The following is a 19,665-nucleotide window of genomic DNA, read 5'->3' as shown; positions in this document are numbered from 1 at the left end:
TAATGCTTGCTGAAGAAGAACGGATGGATTGCACCTGCTCTTGCCCCTTATGGCGGTTTTCACGTAGGTGCTTGCGAAGGTTTTTACACACCGGGGCCGCCGATGATCAGATCCATGACCGCTTTTGCCAGCCGGGCCGGGACATCCGGGGCGACATCATGGCGTTGGGAAATGCGGGGCGTGAATGCGCGCGGTCTTGATTTGCGGCTGCGGCTGCCCGACGGGATGACAGCACTTGAGATACCTTTGCGCGCGGCTTTGCAGGCTGGGTTGGCGCGGGGCAACGTGACGCTGAATTTGCGGCTTAACCGCGAGGAGGCGTCGGAGACGCTGAGCGTGGACGAGACCCAGCTTGAGGCCGTGCTAGGCGCCCTTGACCTTGTGCAGGAGCGTGCCTTTGCCATGGGTGTGACGCTGGCACAGCCCCATGCGGCAGATGTCCTGTCACAAAAGGGCGTGCTGAAAAATGCCACCGCCGAAGACGATGACGAGGCGCTGGCCAAAGGCCTTCAAGAAGATTTTCCGCTGCTTCTCGCCGACTTCATCCACATGCGCGAAACCGAAGGGGCCGCGCTCAAGACGCTGATCGCAGGGCAGCTTGATCAGATTGCGGATCTGACCGCGGCTGCAGCCAAAGCGGCGGCTGAGCGGGTGCCGCAGATGCACGAAAACCTGAGTGCCGCCTTGCGCCGCGTGGTTGAAGATGTGGGCGAGATCGACCCGCAGCGCATCGCGCAGGAACTCGCGCTTTTGGCGGTCAAGGCCGACGTGACCGAGGAGATCGACCGTTTGGGCGCCCATATCGCTGCCGCGCGCGATTTGCTGGACAGTGATGGGCCAGCCGGGCGCAAGCTTGATTTTCTTGCACAGGAATTTAACCGCGAGGCCAATACATTGTGTTCAAAAGCGCAGTCAAAGGACCTGACGGCGATTGGCCTTGATCTAAAGGCGGTCATTGATCAGATGCGCGAACAAATTCAGAATGTGGAGTAGCGTGATGCCCCGACGCGGCCTTTTAATCATCCTGTCGTCTCCATCCGGAGCGGGCAAATCAACCTTGGCGGGGCGCCTGCGCGCATGGGACGCGACCTTGCGCTTTTCCGTCTCGGCCACCTCACGCGCGCCCCGCGAAGGTGAAGTGGATGGGCAGGATTACGTCTTTGTCTCGGTCCCCGAGTTTCAAAGCCAGGTGGCCGAAGGTCAGATGCTCGAACATGCGCAGGTGTTCGGCAATTACTACGGCTCACCAAAGGCACCGGTCCAGAATGCGATAGAGAAGGGCTGCGATGTGCTTTTCGATATCGACTGGCAGGGCGCACAACAGATCAGCAATTCGGCCTTGCAGGAACATGTGCTGTCGATCTTCATCCTGCCGCCATCGATCACCGAATTGCACCGCCGTCTGGTCAGCCGAGGCAAAGATGCGGAGGATGTGATCGAAAAGCGGATGCAGAAAAGCTGGGACGAGATCAGCCATTGGGATGGCTATGATTATGTGCTTGTCAACGATGATCTGGACGAGACCGAGGCGCATCTGAAGACGATCATCAGTGCGGAGCGCTTGCGGCGCTCACAGCAACCGCAATTGGTGGACCATGTGCGCAGCTTGCAAGCGGAATTCGGAGAACGGGTATGAGCGTTTACGCCTTGGGTGAAGTGCAGCCAGATGTGGCAGAGGATGCCTGGATTGCGCCGGGTTGCTATGTCATCGGGCGCGTCAGACTGGGCGCAAAGTCATCGATCTGGTTTGGCTCGACTTTGCGGGGCGACAATGAGCTGATCAGCGTCGGCGCGGGCAGTAATATTCAGGAAAACTGCGTGCTCCACACGGATATGGGCTATCCGCTGACGATCGGTGATGGTTGCACCATCGGCCACAAGGCCATGCTGCATGGCTGCACCATTGGTCAGAACAGCCTGATTGGTATGGGTGCCACGGTGCTGAACGGGGCCGTTATTGGTGAAAATTGCCTGATCGGGGCAGGGGCGCTGATTACCGAAGGGAAGACGATTCCGGACGGTTCTTTGGTCATGGGGGTGCCGGGCAAGGTGATCCGGCCTCTGGATGATGCGCAGATTAACGGTTTACGCGCATCGGCGCTGCATTATCAGCAAAACGCGGCCCGCTTCATGCGGGATCTGCATCAGTAAGTGACGACCGGCATTGCCCTAGCCGTCATTCGCGGCGGGTGGAGGCGCGCGCAGTACCAGTAGTCCAAAATCAAGTTCATCCGATAAGGATTTGATTTCCCGGGTGATAAGGGGCGCGTCGACCTCCTGGTCAGTGATCGCGCGATACTTGCCGCGGTAGCTGCAGGTGATCAATCTCAGCGCGACATCAACGGCATCGAAAGTGTCCGCGACCAGGGCAGACAAGACGATATCCGGATTGACCCTCTTCAGAAGGTCCCCGTCGAGCGCATCAATCTGGGCAAAGTCAACATCGCCCGCATCAGCCATGCGCCGCCCCTCGGCCGCCCAGCGTTCCAGGTCACCGATCACAAGCGTAGCGCGACCAGTTTCAATAAGGATTTCAGGATGCCAGTGGGCGGATTCTGGCGCGTTTTGTCCCGACATTTGGTCCTCAATATTTATTTGTCGCTGACAATTCGTTATCGAAATCAGGGCGTTAGAAGCATTTCCTTCCGTGCCATCAAAAATAATATGCGTACACCGTGTCAGCGATGTAAGAGTGAGTGGGAGCATCACTATAACGTGAGGTCGAGCCGTGACATTAGAGCAAATTGCCGCAGTCATTGATGCACTGCCGTTGCCTGTACTGATTGTTGGCCCCGACGAGCGGGTGCGCGTCGCCAACGAGCCGCTTGAGGCGATCTTGGGCCCGGACTTAGTGGGCAAGCATTACATTACGGCCATGCGACAGCCTGCGATTATCGATGCGATTGCGAAGGTGCGCAGTACCGGTGGCGGCGCAGTAACGCGATTCGTCGGGCGCGACGGCGAAAAGGACACGACTTACCGTGTATCTCTGGCTGAGGCGGGGGGTGACACGGTCTTGACATTCGAAGATCAGACAGCGGCCGAGGAGGCCGGCAAGATGCGCCGGGAATTTGTCGCCAATGTCAGCCACGAATTGCGTACACCGCTTACTGCTTTGCTGGGCTTCATCGAAACGCTCAGTGGCGCTGCACGCGAGGATGCCGAAGCGCGTGATCGGTTTCTGGGCATTATGGCGCATGAGGCCAACCGGATGACGCGGCTTGTCGATGATCTTTTGTCGCTCAGCCGTGTTGAAGAAGATGAACGGGTGAGGCCCCGCGAACATGTCGATCTTGGTGCGCTATTGTCGTCCGTGATCAAGGGGTTAGAGCCACAGGCAGAGAACGCTGACGTCGACGTGAAACTTGATCTGCAAAGCAGTGACGAGATGGTGCCGGGCGATGCCGGACAATTGGTGCAGGTCTTCACCAATCTTGTGGAGAACGGCATCAAATATGGTGCGGCTGGCAAGGAAATCCTTGTCACGCTTTACCCCAAGTCCATGCACAAACGATTGCGCGGCGAAGGTGTTGAAATCCGGGTCGCTGACAAGGGCGAGGGGATCGCATCACATCACCTTGCACGCCTGACAGAGCGATTCTATCGCGTCGACAACCACAGATCGCGCGAAGTGGGCGGCACGGGGCTCGGTCTCGCCATCGTCAAGCACATCGTGAATCGCCATCGGGGGCGGCTTTTGATTGAAAGTGAAGAGGGGCAGGGCACGCAAATCTCTGTTTTTCTTCCAACAAATTAGAATCAAATTCACTGTCATAAAACTTTTACAAGACTGTCACAAAAGCATCGCGTGAGGTTCGTTAGGACCGCGCCTGAGGGTCGCGCGGTGCGCGCACGACCTATGTTTGACTGACAGGAGTGATTTGATGTCGATCATGAAACTGACCGCGACAACCGCGGCCATTGCCCTTACTGCTACGACAGCACTTGCACGTGACAACGTCCAGGTTGCTGGTTCTTCCACTGTGCTGCCTTACGCGTCGATCGTCGCTGAAGCATTCGGTGAGAACTTTGACTTCCCCGCACCTGTTGTTGAATCGGGCGGTTCTTCGGCTGGTCTAAAGCGCTTCTGCGAAGGTGTTGGCGAAAACACCATCGATATCGCAAACGCGTCCCGCGCGATCCGCGAGCGCGAAATTGCTGAATGCGCCGCAAACGGTGTTACTGACATCATCGAAGTGCGCATCGGCTATGACGGCATCGTCTTTGCATCGCAAACAGACGGTCCTGCATTCACCGCGTTCGAGCCTTCCGACATCTTCAACGCGCTGGCCCCACAAGTGATGGTTGATGGCGAGCTTGTCGACAACCCGCATGAAAGCTGGTCTGACTTCAACCCGGACCTGCCAGATGCCGAAATCCTCGCTTTCATCCCGGGCACCAAGCACGGCACACGTGAAGTGTTTGAAGAAAAAGTCATCGCTGCTGGTTGTGAAGCCACTGGTGCATTCGAAGCCATGATGGCTGCTGGCATGTCCGAAGACGATGCAGAAGATGCATGTCTGGCTGTGCGCACCGACGGTAAGTCCGTCGACATCGACGGTGACTACACAGAAACACTGGCCCGTCTGGACGCAAACGCAAACGCGATTGGTGTGTTTGGTCTGGCTTTCTACGAAAACAACACAGACAAGCTGAAAGTGGCGACAATGTCGGGTGTTGAGCCAACTACCGAAACCATCGCTGAAGGTGTGTACCCCGTGTCGCGCCCACTGTTCTTCTACATCAAGGCGGCTCATCTGGGTGTGATCCCAGGTCTGCAGGAATATGCTGACTTCTTCGTTTCTGACGAAGTGGCTGGCCCATCCGGCCCACTGGCTGCTTACGGTCTGGTGTCTGACCCAGAGCTGGCTGGGACGCAGGAAGCGGTCGCAAGCAATGTGACCATGAACTAATCGCCTCATGGTGATTGGTCGGCCTTGCCTTGCGTGAGGCCGACCAGATTTCTCTTGAGTCATACTGCAGCGATTTGAACTGGTTGCCTCATAAGGGCGAAAACGAAAAGGGCCGCAGGGGGACAAGACATGTCGAATACGCTGATCTTACTGATCATTCTGGGGCTTGGCATCGTTGGGTTTTTCCTGGGCCGCACCCGCGCAATCGCCGTCGCAGATGGTGACGCGCGCAAGCTGCACTCACTCCCGTCCTACTACGGCGCGCATGTCGGTCTGAACGCGATTGTTCCCGCAGCGCTGGCATTGTTCTTGTGGCTGATCGTCCAGCCTTTTGTGATTAACAACTCGGTTTCCGGAATGATCAGCGACCGCAGTATCGAAAGTGGTGGCTCTTTAAGCCTTGTGATGTCGGATGTGCGGCGCGTGGCAGAGGGTTTGGACGCTGCTGTTGCTGAAGGTGCGATGACCCAAGAGATGGCATCGGATATGCGTGTCGAGTTCACCAATGTGCGCGAGCGGTTGGCGGATGTTGGCGTGGCGCTTGGATCTGACGTCACATCGGATACGCTGCGCGCGGCGCAGCGCTATCGCGAGATGGCCGGTACTGGCAATGTGCTGAAAACGCTTGCGACCCTGGCGATTTCGATAGGTGGATTGGCGGTTTCATGGCGGCTCGTCACGCCCCATTTCCGCGCGCGGAATGTGGTTGAGAACGGCATTCTGCTGGTCCTGATCGCCGCCGCCTCCATCGCCATTCTGACGACCGTTGGGATCGTCCTGTCGCTCATCTTCAACACCTATGAGTTCTTCAGGCTCTACCCGATCACGGACTTTTTCTTTGGGCTGTCGTGGTCGCCGAGTTTCTCTGGCCGGGGCGGGTCGTCTGAACTGGGTATCATCCCGCTTCTGTGGGGCACGCTTTACATCTCGGTCATCGCGCTCTTGGTGGCCGTGCCAATTGGCCTTTTCGCGGCGATTTACCTCTCGGAATACGCGTCCAAATCGGTCCGCGCTTTCGCCAAGCCAATGCTGGAGGTGCTGGCCGGTATCCCCACCATCGTTTACGGTCTGTTTGCTCTGCTGACAGTGGGACCGCTCCTTGTCAGCGTATTTGGCGATGACGGTGCATTGGGTGTGGACTGGATGGCAGGCGGCACAGCGGTGATTACCGCGGGGCTTGTGATGGGCATCATGCTGATCCCGTTTGTCAGCTCGCTTTCCGACGACATCATCAACGCGGTTCCGCAGGCGATGCGGGACGGATCACTGGGCTTGGGCGCCACGCATTCCGAGACCGTGCGTCAGGTGATCATCCCCGCCGCCTTGCCGGGGATCGTCGGGGCGGTGCTGCTTGCTGCATCGCGCGCCATTGGTGAGACTATGATTGTGGTGCTGGGGGCAGGGGCCGCGGCACGCCTGTCGCTCAACCCGTTTGACGCTATGACAACCGTGACCGCCAAGATTGTCAGCCAGTTGACAGGTGATAGTGACTTTGCCTCGCCCGAGGCGCTGGTGGCCTTTGCATTGGGGATCAGCCTTTTTGTGGTCACCCTCGGGCTGAACATCTTTGCACTTTATATCGTGCGCAAATACAGGGAGCAGTACGAATGACCGACGCGACATCCAGCGCGCCCGCTGCGGCACCGTCACCAGCGCAACGTGCCTCACTGCTCACTGAATCCCCGCGCATGAAAAAGCGGAACGCGGCCGAGACCCGGTTCAAGATGTATGGGGTCCTCGCGATCTCTATCGGCTTGGCGTTCCTTGTCTTTCTTGCCTATTCGATCTTGCGCAATGGCATCCCCGCATTCACGCAGACCGTGGTGAATGTCGAATTCACCCTGACGCAAGAGCAGTTCGATGACGCTGAGAGCAGAATGCTCAAGACCGCCGTCTACACGGACATATTTGTCGAAAACGTCACGGCCCAGTTCCAGGAACAAGGGCTGGATGTCGAATTTGACGGCGACACGATTGAACGGCTTTTGGGGAAAGTCGGCGGCGATCTGCGAAGCTTCTATCGCGAAAACCCCGATCAAATCGGACAGGCGGTGGCCTTGCAATTGCCCGCCGCGAGCCGGGTCGAGCGTTATCTGCAAGGCCGTCTGACCCGCGATATGGTTGTTGATGGCCGTTTTCTTGAGGTGGCCGACCTGGATGTGGTCGATGTTATGGTCGATGCGGGCATTATCGGCAGCGCGTTTGACTGGAACTTCATCACCGGCACCGATACGGGCGTGGATAATCCCGGCGGCGCGGGTATCGGCGCATCCGTGATCGGATCGTTCTTCATGATGTTGGTGGTGCTTTTGCTGTCGCTCCCCATCGGGGTGGCCGCATCGATCTATCTTGAGGAATTTGCGCCTAAGAACAAATTCACGGACCTCATTGAGGTCAATATCTCAAACCTCGCTGCCGTGCCGTCGATTGTGTTTGGTATTCTGGGCCTCGCCGTCTTCATCCAGTTCGCGCATCTGCCGCAATCTGCACCATTGGTGGGTGGTTTGGTTCTGACGCTGATGACCTTGCCCACAATCGTGATCTCAACCCGCGCATCGTTGAAATCCGTGCCACCATCAATCCGCGACGCGGCACTGGGTGTGGGCGCATCAAAAATGCAAGCCGTGTTCCACCATGTCCTGCCCTTGGCGATGCCGGGCATCTTGACGGGCACGATCATCGGGCTGGCGCAAGCTTTGGGCGAAACCGCACCGCTTCTGTTGATCGGGATGGTGGGATATGTGGCACGCGAATACCCGGATGGTCTGACATCCGGTCTTTTGGATCCGAACTCGGCCATGCCGGCACAGATCTACACCTGGGCAGCGCGTTCAGATGAAGCGTTCTTTGAGAAAGCATGGGGCGGGATTATCATTCTTTTGATCTTCCTGCTGACGATGAACATCATCGCGATCATTCTGCGCCGCCGCTTTGAACGGCGCTGGTAGGAGGGGCTGACAATGGAAGATATGATACATGTGGATCGCGCAATGAGTACGCAACAGGACATCAAGATCTCGGCCCGAAAGGTGCAGGTGTATTACGGCGATACGCATGCCATCAAGGATGTCGACGTTGATATTGACGACAAGACGGTGACGGCTTTCATCGGCCCTTCAGGTTGCGGTAAGTCAACTTTTCTACGCTGCATCAACCGGATGAACGACACAATTGATGTCGCGCGCGTCGAAGGCGATATCCTGATCGACAACGAAGACATCTACGACGCCAAGGTTGATCCGGTGCAGTTGCGCGCCAAAGTGGGGATGGTGTTTCAAAAGCCCAACCCGTTCCCAAAGTCCATCTATGATAACGTGGCCTACGGGCCGAAAATCCACGGGCTCGCCCGCAACAAGGCGGAGCTGGATGAGATTGTCGAACGCTCCCTGCGCAAGGCGGCCCTGTGGGACGAGGCAAAGGATCGCCTTGAGGCGCCCGGCACGGGTCTCTCCGGCGGGCAGCAGCAGCGCCTTTGCATTGCGCGGGCGATTGCAACGGCGCCCGAAGTGCTGTTGATGGACGAACCCTGTTCCGCGCTTGACCCAATTGCCACAGCGCAGGTCGAGGACCTGATCGATGAGCTACGCCAAAGCTTTTCGGTGGTGATCGTCACCCACTCGATGCAGCAGGCCGCACGGGTCAGCCAAAAGACCGCTTTCTTCCACCTTGGGAACCTGGTGGAATATGACGCCACCGACAAGATCTTTACCAACCCGCAGGATCCGCGCACCGAAAGCTACATTTCCGGGCGGATCGGGTGAGGAGCAGTTTGATGAACGAACAACATATCTCGTCGGCCTATGACCGCGATCTGGAGGGGATCACGACCCTGATCATGAAGATGGGCGGTCTGGTCGAAGAGGCGATCCTGAAAGCGGCAAAGTCTCTGGCCGAGCGCGACGTGGAACTGGCCGAGGAAGTCCGCGCCGGTGACCGCGCCATCGATCAGCTGGAAGAACAGATCAATGAAGAGGCGGCACGCACCATCGCGTTGCGCGCACCAGTGTCAAAGGATTTGCGCTCGATCTTGACGGTTTTGCGTCTGGCAGCATCGCTCGAACGGATTGGCGATTATGCCAAGAACATTGCAAAGCGGACGAGCGTACTGGTTGAGATGAGCCCGGTGAGCGGATCCGACGCCGCGCTGCGCCGGATGGCGCGTGAGGTTGAGGCGATGCTGAAAGACACGCTGGACGCTTACTTGCGCGGCGATATCGATCTGGCCGAGGACGTTCGGCAGCGCGACCATGAAGTGGACCAGATGTATAACGCGCTCTTCCGCGAATTCCTGACCTTCATGATGGAAGACCCGCGCAATATCACAGCGTGCATGCATCTGCATTTCATGGCGAAGAATATCGAACGGATGGGCGACCTGACGACCAATATGGCGGAACAGGTGATTTATCTGGTATCGGGCGAACTGCCTGACGAAGCACGCCCAAAAGGTGACAAAACGGCATACGTGACTGACCCGAGCTAAGATGATGGCACAACAACCTCATGTTTTGATTGTGGAAGACGAAGCCGCACAACGCGAAGTGCTTGCATACAATCTCGAAGCCGAAGGGTTCCGCGTCACCCGCGCGGAAAATGGTGAAGAGGGGATGATTTGCGTCGATGAAGACACGCCGGATGTCATCGTCCTCGACTGGATGATGCCGAACCTTTCGGGGATCGAAGTGTGTCGGCGGTTGAAGATCAAGCCAGAGACCCGGGCCATCCCAATCATCATGCTCTCGGCCCGCTCAGAGGAGGTCGACAAGGTCCGCGGTCTTGAGACCGGCGCGGACGATTACGTTGTCAAGCCGTATTCCGTGTCCGAACTAATGGCGCGTGTGCGCACGCAATTGCGCCGCGTGCGTCCGGCGACAGTGGGTCAGGTGCTGACCTTTGACGACATCGTGCTGGACGCGGAAACACACCGGGTGACCCGTAACGACAACCCGCTAAAACTCGGCCCAACAGAGTTTCGGCTTCTGACCACGTTTATGGAAAAACCCGGCCGCGTCTGGTCACGCGACATGCTGCTCGACCGGGTCTGGGGTCGCGATATCTATGTGGATACACGCACCGTGGATGTCCATGTGGGCCGCCTGCGCAAGGTGCTGACCCAGCATGGCGGTAGCGACCCGGTGCGGACTGTGCGGGGTGCGGGCTACGCGTTGGGCTAGACCGGCGAGGCACAGGTCGGCTGTCCCGAGACACCGGACAACTGGATTGCCTCCTGCCCACTAATCAACTCAAGAGCTCAAAACCGGTCTTTGTTGTTTGGTTTTTTGTACGGTCAGGGCAAGCCATCATATTCACGAAACAGCCGGCAAATTGGCGAAAACGCCAACTCCGACCTGTTGAGCGAGGCGCATCCTCATGCCCTTTTGGCGGTACGCATTAGCCCTCAAAAATGGGAGAACGACATGGCATGTGCGTCTGAGGTAAACTTTCGAACGGGTCATCGCGCTTGCGAAGGTTTTTTTTCATTGGTGATGTTGACCGCTGTAGCGAGCCAGTCGGGTGCAGTCGCAGGCCCAAATTGCGGCGGCGTTTGCGACGAATGGGAGTACACTTCCAAGTGTTTCTGGTCCATGGAACATCCCTATGACTATTACGACCTGGACTACTAAGGAAGCACTGGCGCTTACACAGAGACGCCCTCCTTGCCGAATTCACCAGCGGGTGGTTCACTTTATCGGTTGCTGCGTTCAGCAATGAGCCTTTCGACGGCTTCGAGATATGTTCCACCGACCGGTAAACTGGTACCGTCTGTCAACCTAATCATCCTTGTACGGCCCTTTCGATACACCGCTTCGATCTGTTCGTGAGCGACCCAATAGGACCGATGGATGCGCATACCGGGATAGTTTTTCAGCTGCTTTTCAAGATTGCGCATCGTGGCATGGAGAGATACTTGCCCGGTCGCTGTAACGACATTGGCATAGTGATCCTCAATAGCGATCCAGTGAATGCGCGACCCTTTGAATTGTGGGTACTTATTGAAAAAGGCGATGCGTTCAAAGTCGATCTGAGCATCTCCATACGCTTCCGCATGTTGTGCAAAGGGCGGCATGAAACTGATGAAACAGATGAAGCCACCAATCATTGTCACTGACACAAAGACGTAAGGCAACATGACTGCTCTGATTGGCTCTCTCGCAGCGGCGTCAATCAAGATAACAAACGCAAACCCAACGATACTCCCCGACAAGACGCCAATTACGAAGCGGGGCATGCGTGAGAGTTTACGTCTCAGGCTGTCATTGTACAAAAAGCCGGGCACCGTCACTTCAAAGACGATGCTGCAGACCATCAGAATGGAACCCCAATAGGCGACGCGGCCCAGTATCCCGAAGTCATTGAACGTTCCGAAGGGCCCGAGCATCGATAGAGTGATCAAAGCCCCACCAAAGACGCGCAGTTTTCGATGCAGCACAGCCTTGTTGAGGATCGGCAATCTGATCGTCATATCCAGCCGTTTCCAATCACAAAATGGAGATTAGTTTATTCGTAGAGCGGACATACATCGCAGCAATTACAGGTTTCTGATCTGGAAACATTGGACAAAATGCATATCACTTGGCGCCAGTGGACAGCGTTCTTGTACGCTGTTCGACCGAATGAGGCACGAATAGAAATCTGTCGACACCTGGTTTCAACCGCCCCACGGCCCATGATGTCCCTCACCGCCGTCGATGCGGGCAAAACCGTGCGCCCCAAAAAAATCCCGCTGTCCCTGGATCATATTGGCGGTGCCGCGGGCGGTGCGCATTGCATCAAAATAGGCAAGGCCGGATGAGAGTGCGGGCATCGCGATGCCGTGTAGGGCACCCTGGGCCACGACTTGCCGAAGGGCGTTATGTGTTTTCTTGATCATTTCGGCGAAATACGGCGCAAAAATTAGGTTCTGTTGCGCATCAGCGGCCAGGGCTGTTGCCATATCATCCAGCATCGCTGACCGGATGATACAGCCGGCGCGCCAAACTTTGGCGATCTCGGGCAAGGGCAGGGCCCAGCCAAATTCCTCGGATGCCTTGCTGATCATCTCGAAACCCTGCGCATAACACAGGATCTTGCCTGCGATCAGCGCCTGTTCCAGCGTTTCGGTTGCCATCATGTCATGGGCAAGCCGGTGCGGTGCCGCGCCGAATGTGTCTTCGCCCAGCGCGCGATTGGCGCGCTGTGAAGAAAGGTTGCGGGCTACAACAGCCGCCTCGATCGCGGGGATGGGCGCCGCAAGGTGCTGCGCCTCAATCACTGTCCAACGCCCAGTGCCTTTTTGGCCAGCCGCATCAACGATGACATCCAGCATCGGTTTGCCGGTTTCGGGATCAGTCGTGTGGGCCACTTTGCCGGAAATCTCGATAAGGTAGGACTTAAGCGATCCCTTGTCCCACTTGGCAAACACATCACCCATCTCTGCCGCATTCATGCCAAGACCGTCACGCATCATCCCGTAGATCTCTGCGATCATCTGCATATCGGCATATTCGATCCCGTTATGGACGGCCTTGACGAAATGGCCCGCCCCATCCTCACCCATCCAGGTGGCGCAGGGGGTGCCCTGATGCTTGGCCGAGATGGCCGTCAGGATATGTGCGACGCGATCCCAATGGTCGCGTTTCCCGCCGCCCATGATGGAAGGGCCAAAGCGCGCCCCTTCCTCGCCGCCTGAAACGCCGATGCCCAGAAATGGCCCTTCGTCCGCCGTAGCGCGCCGGTTCGTGTCGTGAAAATTCGCATTGCCCGCGTCGATGATCAGGTCATCGTCGTCAAGCAGCGGGCGCAGGGCCTCGATCTGATCATCGACCGCCTGACCTGCCGGAACCATAAGGATGATGGCTCGCGGTTTCTTGATGGCCGCGACCAGGTCCTCAAGCGATTCTGTTGCAGTCACCTTTGCGGCAAGCGCGCCTGCATCGGCCTGAAACTGTTTTGTCTTGGCGGTGGTCCGGTTCCAGACGGCGATGTCGAAGCCGTTATCCGCGATGTTCAGTGCCAGGGCCGCGCCCATCGTGCCAAGGCCGATCAGGCCAATCTCTGCTGTGCTCATATGCGGGCGAGGTCCTTGTCATCCTGTTGGGTTCGGACTTGGTATAGGCACTGGTGGGCCGGATGCAAACGGGCTGGCAGCGATTTCCCGCGTCTCGTTAAGCGACCATCTTCGGCACGAGGTATTGTGCCGCAACAAACGCGATATAGGCGGTGACCATCACATATCCGACCGCCCGGGTGATCTTACCGACGGCAAGCATCCAGGCCACGAAGCCCAACGTGACGCCAACCGTTGCCCACATCTGAACTCCGGACAGTACGGGATCAACATCCAATGGCTTGATGATCGCTGTCAGACCGATAATCGACAGGATGTTGAACGTGTTAGAGCCGATGATGTTGCCAAGAATAAGCCCAACAGAGTGTTTGCGCGCGGCAGCAATGCAGGTCGAAAGCTCGGGCAGCGAGGTGCCAAAGGCTACGACAGTTAGGCCGATAATCGCCTCAGGCACGCCAATGATCGTGCCCGTCACAACGGCTCCTTTCACCAGCATTTCCGATCCGATGGCGAGCGCTGCCAATCCACCCAGCAGGATCAGAAGTGCCATTCCCATCGTTTCGATCCCTTCGGTCGCGTCGTCGTCGTCATCCTCTTCAAGCACAAGTGTGTTGGTTGCGTATTGGTAGCTGACAAACGCCACCAGAATGCCGAACATGATGAGGCCAAGCAGAATGGAAAAAACGCCTGCCATCATCCCGTAGACCATGATCGCCGTGGCAAGCACGAGCATGACAAGGTCTTTCATCAAGTCCTTGGCCCTGCCTTCGACATGAAAAACGATGGCCGTCGCCCCCAGAACAAGCAGGATATTCGCGATGTTCGACCCCAGCACATTGCCCAGCGCTATGCCGGGATAGCCCGCGAGGTTGGCATTCACAGATGTGAAAAGTTCAGGAACAGATGTTCCGAACGAGATGATCGTGGCGCCAATGAAGAGCGGTGACAGCCCGGTGCGCTCGGCGATAAAGACGGCCGATTCAATCGTCCAATCGCCCCCTTTGATCAGCAGGAAGAGGCCAAACATGATGGCGCCAGCCGCCAGTACGAACAGGTCGTAGTTGGGAAGTTCCAAGTGCTTTATTCCTGATCAGAGGGTGGATGCGGTTAGGGGAAGAGCAGCGTCGCCGGGACAAGGGTTTTCGTCTGCGCCTCTTGGCGGCATACTCTTCAACATGGTCAAACCCCTTCCCTGATCTCGCCTGTGCTGGCGATGTGTTCTTGCCTTACATCGATGCCCTAACCGGTTGACCGGGGCGGATGCAACATCCCATATGCCTTGCCCAATCGAGCATGCTTTTTCCGCATCGGGAATGGCGGGTGTCGACTGGTTTCGCGAAGAAGACCTTTGCCGCTCCGCCACATCGGCAATTCCTGTCATGAAGCCTCTCCGTCGCGCTTGATTATGCTCATGATCTGCCAATCTGCAGGCACCTAGATATGACGCAAAGCGTCGGGGACAAGTTGATCTGCAGTGCGCCCGACGCCGGGCATACCCACCGCTTTGATCTGCCAATCATCGCCATCGCGGGACAGGGTGGCCATCACGACCCCGGTATGCGCTCCCTTATTGCTCAGCGTGTAGCGGCAGAGTTCCATGCCGCTATCGGCATCGGTCACGCGGCAGAACGCATTGTCGACCTCGTCAAATGTATGTCCCTGATAGGAGTTAACAAAGAAGACAAGCGTTTCTGTAGAGGCGTCAAGTCGCGTCAGATCAACCTCGATCACCTCGTCATCACCGCGACCGTCACCGGTAAGGTTGTCGCCCATATGCTTGATCGCACCATCCGGGGATTCAAGCTTGCCGAAATAGACAATGCCGGTCGGCTCCTTCTTCTTGTCAAAGGTAATAACCGAGGCGTCGAGATCGATTTCCTTTGGCCCGGTCAATCGTCCGATCAGCCCTTTCGGTATGGCCGGATCCCAGCCAACACCAACATGAATATGTCTGAGGTTGTCGCCGACCTCATTCAGGCTGATTGTCTGTCCCTTTGACAATGAAATCGCCATGAGCGGGTCCCTTATTACCGCATGCCTTGCCGACACATGTAGGGCATGGTTGCAAAAGTTGTAGGTACGCACGGCGTGTGGCGGTTTTTCGCGGGTTTGACGCTCAGAAAAGTAGCAATCCTATCCATCTATGTATGCGCAAAGTCTTAGGGGTCCGTGTTATCGTTTGTCCGGTCGGATTTTTCATGCTTGTCTCTGCCCATGGACCAAGTCACCGACACCAAAGAGAAAACAACGGCATTCAGTCGCTTGCTAAAGCCATATCTGGCGTTTCTTTATCCGGACGTTGATACCGATATTCTGGCCACCAAGGTGATTGAGGCGTTTTGGCCTGAAGGTGCACGCCGCCGCAAGCGGGGCAGGGTGCCCGGCAATATGATGTGGTCGCAATCGGACGCGCTTTTGATCACCTACGGCAATACGTTGCGCGATGGTGTGCATAAACCATTGGACTTGCTCTACGATTTCCTTCTGGGAAATCTGAAGGGGGTGTTGAACGGGGTCCATATCCTGCCGTTCTTTCCTTTCACATCGGACGACGGGTTTGCGGTGTCTGATTTCCGAGCGGTGAACCCGCAATTGGGCGATTGGACCGACATCAACCGCATCGCGGGCGAGTTCAAGCTGATGTCGGATCTGGTGCTCAACCATGTTTCAAGCCAGGGGCGCTGGTTTAATGCGTACCGTCAGGGACAAGCGCCTTATGACCGGTTCTTTTTCGAGGCCTCGCCCGATGACGACCTCGACATGGTTGTGCGTCCACGCACCACGCCACTTTTGCAAGAGGTGGAAACGATCAGCGGTCCGCGCCATGTCTGGTGCACGTTCAGCCATGACCAGATTGACCTGGATTTTCGCAACCCGGAGGTCTTGCTGGAATTTCTGCGCATCATTCGGCTGCATATCGACAATGGCGTACAGATCATTCGCCTTGATGCTGTAGCTTTCCTTTGGAAAGAGGTTGGTTCGCCCTCCATCCATCTGCCGCAGACCCATGCCATCGTAAGACTGATGCGGTTGCTTTGCGATTACGCGGTGGAGCCGGTTGTCTTGCTGACCGAGACGAATGTGCCCAAGGCCGAAAATCTCAGCTATTTCGGCGAGAGGGACGAAGCGCATGTGATCTACAATTTTCCGCTACCGCCATTGATCCTGCATGCGATGATGACGGGTACGGCCAAGCATCTGGCCAAGTGGCAGCGCGCGATGCCGCCGGCCCCTTTGGGCTGTGCCTATCTCAACTTCACGGCCAGCCATGACGGGATTGGCATGCGCCCGGCAGAGGGGCTGTTGTCGGCGGATGATCAGAAGACGGTGATCGATCTGGTGCGCAAGATCGGCGGCCTTGTTTCGATGCGGGCGCTGCCTGACGGGGGCGAGGCACCATATGAGCTGAACACAACATTCTTTGAGGCGATGCGCGAAACGGTCAATGGCGTGGATGAATACCATCTGGCGCGCTTTATCTGTTCGCAAACAATTGTCATGTCGCTCGAAGGAATTCCCGCCTTTTACATTCACTCATTGCTGGCCACACCAAATGATCATGACAGCGTAGAAAAGCGCGGCATGAACCGGGCGATCAATCGGCACCGTTGGGATTACGATGACTTGCGCCAGCGCCTGGCAAATCCGGGCAGTATGCAAGCGCAAGTCATGTCGCAAATGCGGATGCGCCTGCAATTGCGCAAGGAACAGGCTGCGTTTCACCCCAATGCGACCCAGTTTACCTTTCCGATGGCCGATGAACGGGTCTTTGGTCTTTGGCGGCAAAGTCTGGATCGGCATCAGTCGATCTTTGCGCTGCACAATGTCAGCGCGGAGACGGTCACGATCCCCGACAGCGCCCTGAACCTCATCGCCGATCTGACCTGGATAGACCTATTGTCCGGGGATCATATCGGCACGGGCGATATCACACTGGCCCCCTATCAATGCCGCTGGATCAGCAATACCGGGCACTAAAGCAGTGACGCGCCGCCGGAAAACGGCGCGTCTCCAAATGGATCAGTTCGGGTCAAGGCGATGTATCTCGCCTTCATCCACAGCCGCGTAGAGCGCGCCGTCCGGTCCTTGGACCAGCGACCGGAAACGCCCCGGCTCCATGGGCAACGTCATCTCGGTCACGTCAAAAACGGATCGCCCATCGTCGGACAGCTCGATAACATCGATCCGCTGCCCAATGGGCGTGCCGCCAAAACCAATGCCCATGATGCCAACAACCATGTTGCCGTCCCACGACCCCCAGGCCTCGCCTGTCAGAAACTCAGCAGAGGACATGCCCTGTGACAATCCATTGTTGTTCCAAATGGGCGGCATCGCTTCAGGATATGTGCCGGTGTCGGTCATCGGCATGAAGGACGCGCGTTCAAAGGCGTTCATCCCATCCATCTGATTGGGCATGTAGCCACAGTAATTGTCGGGGCAATCGCCACGATCCGCGATATTGGGCCGAGGGTCCCAGCCGCCGTTCCCACCGGGATCAAGCACCGTGATCTCGTCGGAGTGCCACGGGCCATGTTCGGCCACAATCGGGACGCCTGTTTCAGGATGAAATGTGATGCCCTGAATGTTGCGGTGCCCATAAGTGTAGATACGCGGGTCAAAGCGATCGGGGGCGTTGTTGCCATCCGCCGCATTCCCATCGCTGTCAACGCGCAGCACCTTGCCGCCCAAAAGGCTCGGGCTTTGCGGCACCTCACCGTTATGCGTGTCGCCGGTTGTCACATAAAGGAAACCGTCAGACGGATTGAACCGAACGCGCCCGCCATTATGCGCACCGGGACCGCCAAAGGGATGGTCGGTCGCAAACTCCTTATAAGGAATGTCGCTGATGATATCCGTGCGGTCAGAGACGGATGCGAAGTCGTCGCTGAGCGTCAGACGCATGACACGGTTCGTCGGTGGTGATGACAGATTTGACGTCGAATAGACGTAGATCAGCCTGTTTTCATCAAAGCCAGGATCAAAAGCGACGCCATTCATACCCGCCTGTCCTTCGCAGAAGAGGTCATTGGCTGTTGCGGCGTAGCCTTCGCTTTCGGTCATGCCAAGCAGCGCGTTCACAGAACCATCAGGCAAACGCACCGAAAGACCCTGACATTTTTCGGTGAACAGCATGGTGCCATCCGGCAGAAAGGCCATGTCCCACGGGTCCGACAATCCTTCCAGCACGATGGAGTGCTGCAGACTGCTGGTATTGGGGCTCGTATCTGCGGTGACGGCTGACGCGAAGGTCGCTGCCGAGGCAATCATCGCAATGACTGATGCGGATTGTCCTCTGGGTAAACGCATACTCATAATAGCTCCTCCCTTGGATATTTGTGACAAACTGCTCGTGATTTCGTGCTGTTATTCTCCTCCTCTGGTGTCCTTTAGGTAGCACAAGGGGCGGCTTTCACCAATTCTGGGAAAGGCGAGCGCCGTTTTGACGTGAAGGCGGTGATCTCTAGGACTCAGATGGTACCAGTCGGCGCGAATTCCTTTGCATCCGCCGCGACCGCGCCATGCATCTCTCGCAGGAAATCGGGATCGGCCGCATGCACCCGGTTCCAGCTGGGGATGAATGGCGTCTCGTGCGGGCGATCAAGGAAGATCTGGCCCGCGCGCATGATGCTTTCGGCGAAAAGCTCAATTGCCGCTTCCTCGGCGTGCCGGTCGAGGCGGAGACCGTTCATTTTCGCATCAGTATAGTAGGCCTCAAGCAGGTCCAGCGCGATGCGGTAATAGGTGGCCTTGAGCGTGCGGAACGTGTTCTGGGTGAACACCGTGCCGTCAGCCGCCAGTTTACGGAACACCGCCTTGCAGATATCTGCCGACATCCGGTTGAGGCCGGCATTGGTATCATCCGGGCTCACCGTCTGATGCTTGTGGTCGTAGCTATCCGCGATCTCGACCTGGCAGACGGCTTTGGGGGCAAGGTTGCGCCACGCCTCGGACAACACACCGATCTCAAGCCCCCAATCGGACGGGATGCGCAGGTCAGGCAAGATGTTCGTGCGCATTGCGAACTCGCCTGAGAGCGGGTAGCGAAAGCTTCGCAGGTAATCGATGTAGTCACGATCACCGATCACCCGTTTCAGCGCGATCAGAAGCGGGCTGACCAAAAGCCGCGTGACCCGCCCGTTCAGCTTGTCATTGCCAATCCGCGCATAATAGCCCTTGGCGACCTGATAGGGAAAACCGGGATTGGCCACCGGATAGACCAACCTCGCCAGCATTTCGTTGGTATATGTTGTGATGTCGCAATCGTGGATTGCCATGACGGCGCTATCCTGACAGCCGATGAGGTACCCCATTGAAGTCCAGACATTCTTGCCCTTACCACTTTCTGCCGGGGCAAGTCCGATTGCATTCAAGCGGGCCTCGAGCGCCTTCATACGCGGGCTGTCGTTCCAGATGACGGTATGGTTCTGATTGAGCGGGGCAAAGAATTGGCGGGCATGCCGAAATTGCGCCTCATCGGCACGGTCGAGGCCGATGACGATGCGGTGCAGGTATTTGACCTCAGCCAGTTCCGATAGGATGCGAGGCATCGCCTCGGTCTCAAGCTCGGAATAGAGACAAGGTAAAACCAACGAGATTTTCCGCGTGGGAGCGAAAACCTCCAGCTCATGCGTGAGATCGGCGAGCGTCCGGGTCCGCAGATTGTGTAGGGTTGCGATATTCCCGTTCTGGTGAAAATCAACCAAG

Annotated in this window: 18 protein-coding genes; 11 read left to right on the top strand and 7 right to left on the bottom strand. The window is 57.0% G+C overall.

Annotated features, from left to right (window positions below; all coding sequences use genetic code 11):
• The first annotated feature begins 114 nt into the window (after positions 1-114).
• Genes SLH47_RS06425 through SLH47_RS06415 form a run of 3 tightly spaced genes read left to right on the top strand, consistent with a single transcriptional unit; the run spans position 115 to position 2,151 of the window.
• Positions 115-993 (top strand): YicC/YloC family endoribonuclease, encoded by an 879-nt coding sequence (locus SLH47_RS06425; RefSeq protein ID WP_320238642.1) that lies wholly within the window; start codon positions 115-117, stop codon positions 991-993.
• 4 nt (positions 994-997) lie between these two features.
• The gene (gene gmk, locus SLH47_RS06420; protein WP_320238640.1) at positions 998-1,636 is read left to right on the top strand and encodes a guanylate kinase; all 639 of its coding nucleotides are present in this window, start codon (positions 998-1,000) and stop codon (positions 1,634-1,636) included.
• A complete protein-coding gene (locus tag SLH47_RS06415; RefSeq protein WP_320238639.1) occupies positions 1,633-2,151 on the top strand; it encodes a gamma carbonic anhydrase family protein in 519 nt (172 codons plus the stop codon). The genes gmk and SLH47_RS06415 overlap by 4 nt, the downstream gene beginning before the upstream one ends.
• A gap of 18 nt (positions 2,152-2,169) precedes the next feature.
• On the opposite strand, the gene SLH47_RS06410 is transcribed toward SLH47_RS06415, so the two are convergent.
• Positions 2,170-2,577: a hypothetical protein gene (locus SLH47_RS06410; RefSeq protein ID WP_320238637.1), complete on the bottom strand. Its 408-nt coding sequence runs from the start codon at positions 2,575-2,577 to the stop codon at positions 2,170-2,172.
• A gap of 151 nt (positions 2,578-2,728) precedes the next feature.
• Between SLH47_RS06410 and SLH47_RS06405 the strand changes: the two genes are divergently transcribed.
• The 7 genes from SLH47_RS06405 (at position 2,729) to phoB (ending at position 10,087) form a co-directional block, all read left to right on the top strand.
• Positions 2,729-3,757: a sensor histidine kinase gene (locus SLH47_RS06405; protein WP_320238636.1), complete on the top strand. Its 1,029-nt coding sequence runs from the start codon at positions 2,729-2,731 to the stop codon at positions 3,755-3,757.
• 127 nt (positions 3,758-3,884) lie between these two features.
• Positions 3,885-4,913, top strand: coding sequence for a substrate-binding domain-containing protein (locus SLH47_RS06400; RefSeq protein WP_320238634.1), 1,029 nt, complete (start codon positions 3,885-3,887; stop codon positions 4,911-4,913).
• Between the two features lie 129 nt (positions 4,914-5,042).
• The gene (pstC, locus tag SLH47_RS06395; RefSeq protein WP_320238633.1) at positions 5,043-6,524 is read left to right on the top strand and encodes a phosphate ABC transporter permease subunit PstC; all 1,482 of its coding nucleotides are present in this window, start codon (positions 5,043-5,045) and stop codon (positions 6,522-6,524) included.
• A complete protein-coding gene (gene pstA, locus SLH47_RS06390) occupies positions 6,521-7,861 on the top strand; it encodes a phosphate ABC transporter permease PstA (RefSeq protein ID WP_320238632.1) in 1,341 nt (446 codons plus the stop codon). The genes pstC and pstA overlap by 4 nt, the downstream gene beginning before the upstream one ends.
• Positions 7,862-7,873: 12 nt before the next feature.
• Positions 7,874-8,674 (top strand): phosphate ABC transporter ATP-binding protein PstB, encoded by an 801-nt coding sequence (gene pstB / locus SLH47_RS06385; RefSeq protein WP_320238630.1) that lies wholly within the window; start codon positions 7,874-7,876, stop codon positions 8,672-8,674.
• An 11-nt stretch (positions 8,675-8,685) separates the two neighbouring features.
• Entirely contained in the window at positions 8,686-9,396 is a 711-nt protein-coding gene (gene phoU, locus SLH47_RS06380) for a phosphate signaling complex protein PhoU (protein ID WP_320238629.1), read from the top strand.
• A gap of 1 nt (position 9,397) precedes the next feature.
• Positions 9,398-10,087: a phosphate regulon transcriptional regulator PhoB gene (gene phoB / locus SLH47_RS06375; RefSeq protein ID WP_320238627.1), complete on the top strand. Its 690-nt coding sequence runs from the start codon at positions 9,398-9,400 to the stop codon at positions 10,085-10,087.
• A gap of 512 nt (positions 10,088-10,599) precedes the next feature.
• On the opposite strand, the gene SLH47_RS06370 is transcribed toward phoB, so the two are convergent.
• From SLH47_RS06370 to SLH47_RS06355, 4 genes are all read right to left on the bottom strand, one after another.
• Entirely contained in the window at positions 10,600-11,376 is a 777-nt protein-coding gene (locus tag SLH47_RS06370; protein WP_320238625.1) for a LytTR family DNA-binding domain-containing protein, read from the bottom strand.
• Positions 11,377-11,562: 186 nt separating this feature from the next.
• Positions 11,563-12,960 (bottom strand): NADP-dependent phosphogluconate dehydrogenase, encoded by a 1,398-nt coding sequence (gene gndA / locus SLH47_RS06365; RefSeq protein WP_320238624.1) that lies wholly within the window; start codon positions 12,958-12,960, stop codon positions 11,563-11,565.
• 97 nt (positions 12,961-13,057) lie between these two features.
• Entirely contained in the window at positions 13,058-14,035 is a 978-nt protein-coding gene (locus SLH47_RS06360) for a calcium/sodium antiporter (protein WP_320238622.1), read from the bottom strand.
• A 359-nt stretch (positions 14,036-14,394) separates the two neighbouring features.
• The gene (locus SLH47_RS06355) at positions 14,395-14,973 is read right to left on the bottom strand and encodes a TerD family protein (RefSeq protein ID WP_320238621.1); all 579 of its coding nucleotides are present in this window, start codon (positions 14,971-14,973) and stop codon (positions 14,395-14,397) included.
• A gap of 201 nt (positions 14,974-15,174) precedes the next feature.
• Between SLH47_RS06355 and SLH47_RS06350 the strand changes: the two genes are divergently transcribed.
• Complete coding sequence (locus SLH47_RS06350; protein WP_320238619.1) at positions 15,175-16,938, top strand: sugar phosphorylase; 1,764 nt, start codon at positions 15,175-15,177, stop codon at positions 16,936-16,938.
• Between the two features lie 42 nt (positions 16,939-16,980).
• Here the strand turns inward: SLH47_RS06350 and SLH47_RS06345 are convergent, their stop codons facing one another.
• Positions 16,981-18,273 (bottom strand): PQQ-dependent sugar dehydrogenase, encoded by a 1,293-nt coding sequence (locus SLH47_RS06345; RefSeq protein WP_320238617.1) that lies wholly within the window; start codon positions 18,271-18,273, stop codon positions 16,981-16,983.
• Positions 18,274-18,428: 155 nt separating this feature from the next.
• Entirely contained in the window at positions 18,429-19,664 is a 1,236-nt protein-coding gene (locus SLH47_RS06340) for a glycosyl transferase (RefSeq protein WP_320238615.1), read from the bottom strand.
• Position 19,665: the final 1 nt, after the last annotated feature.

The organism is Cognatiyoonia sp. IB215182 (assembly GCF_033963905.1).
GTDB lineage: Bacteria > Pseudomonadota > Alphaproteobacteria > Rhodobacterales > Rhodobacteraceae > Yoonia.
Note: the sequence above shows the minus strand (reverse complement) of the source record. Positions and strands in the feature narration are given on the sequence as shown.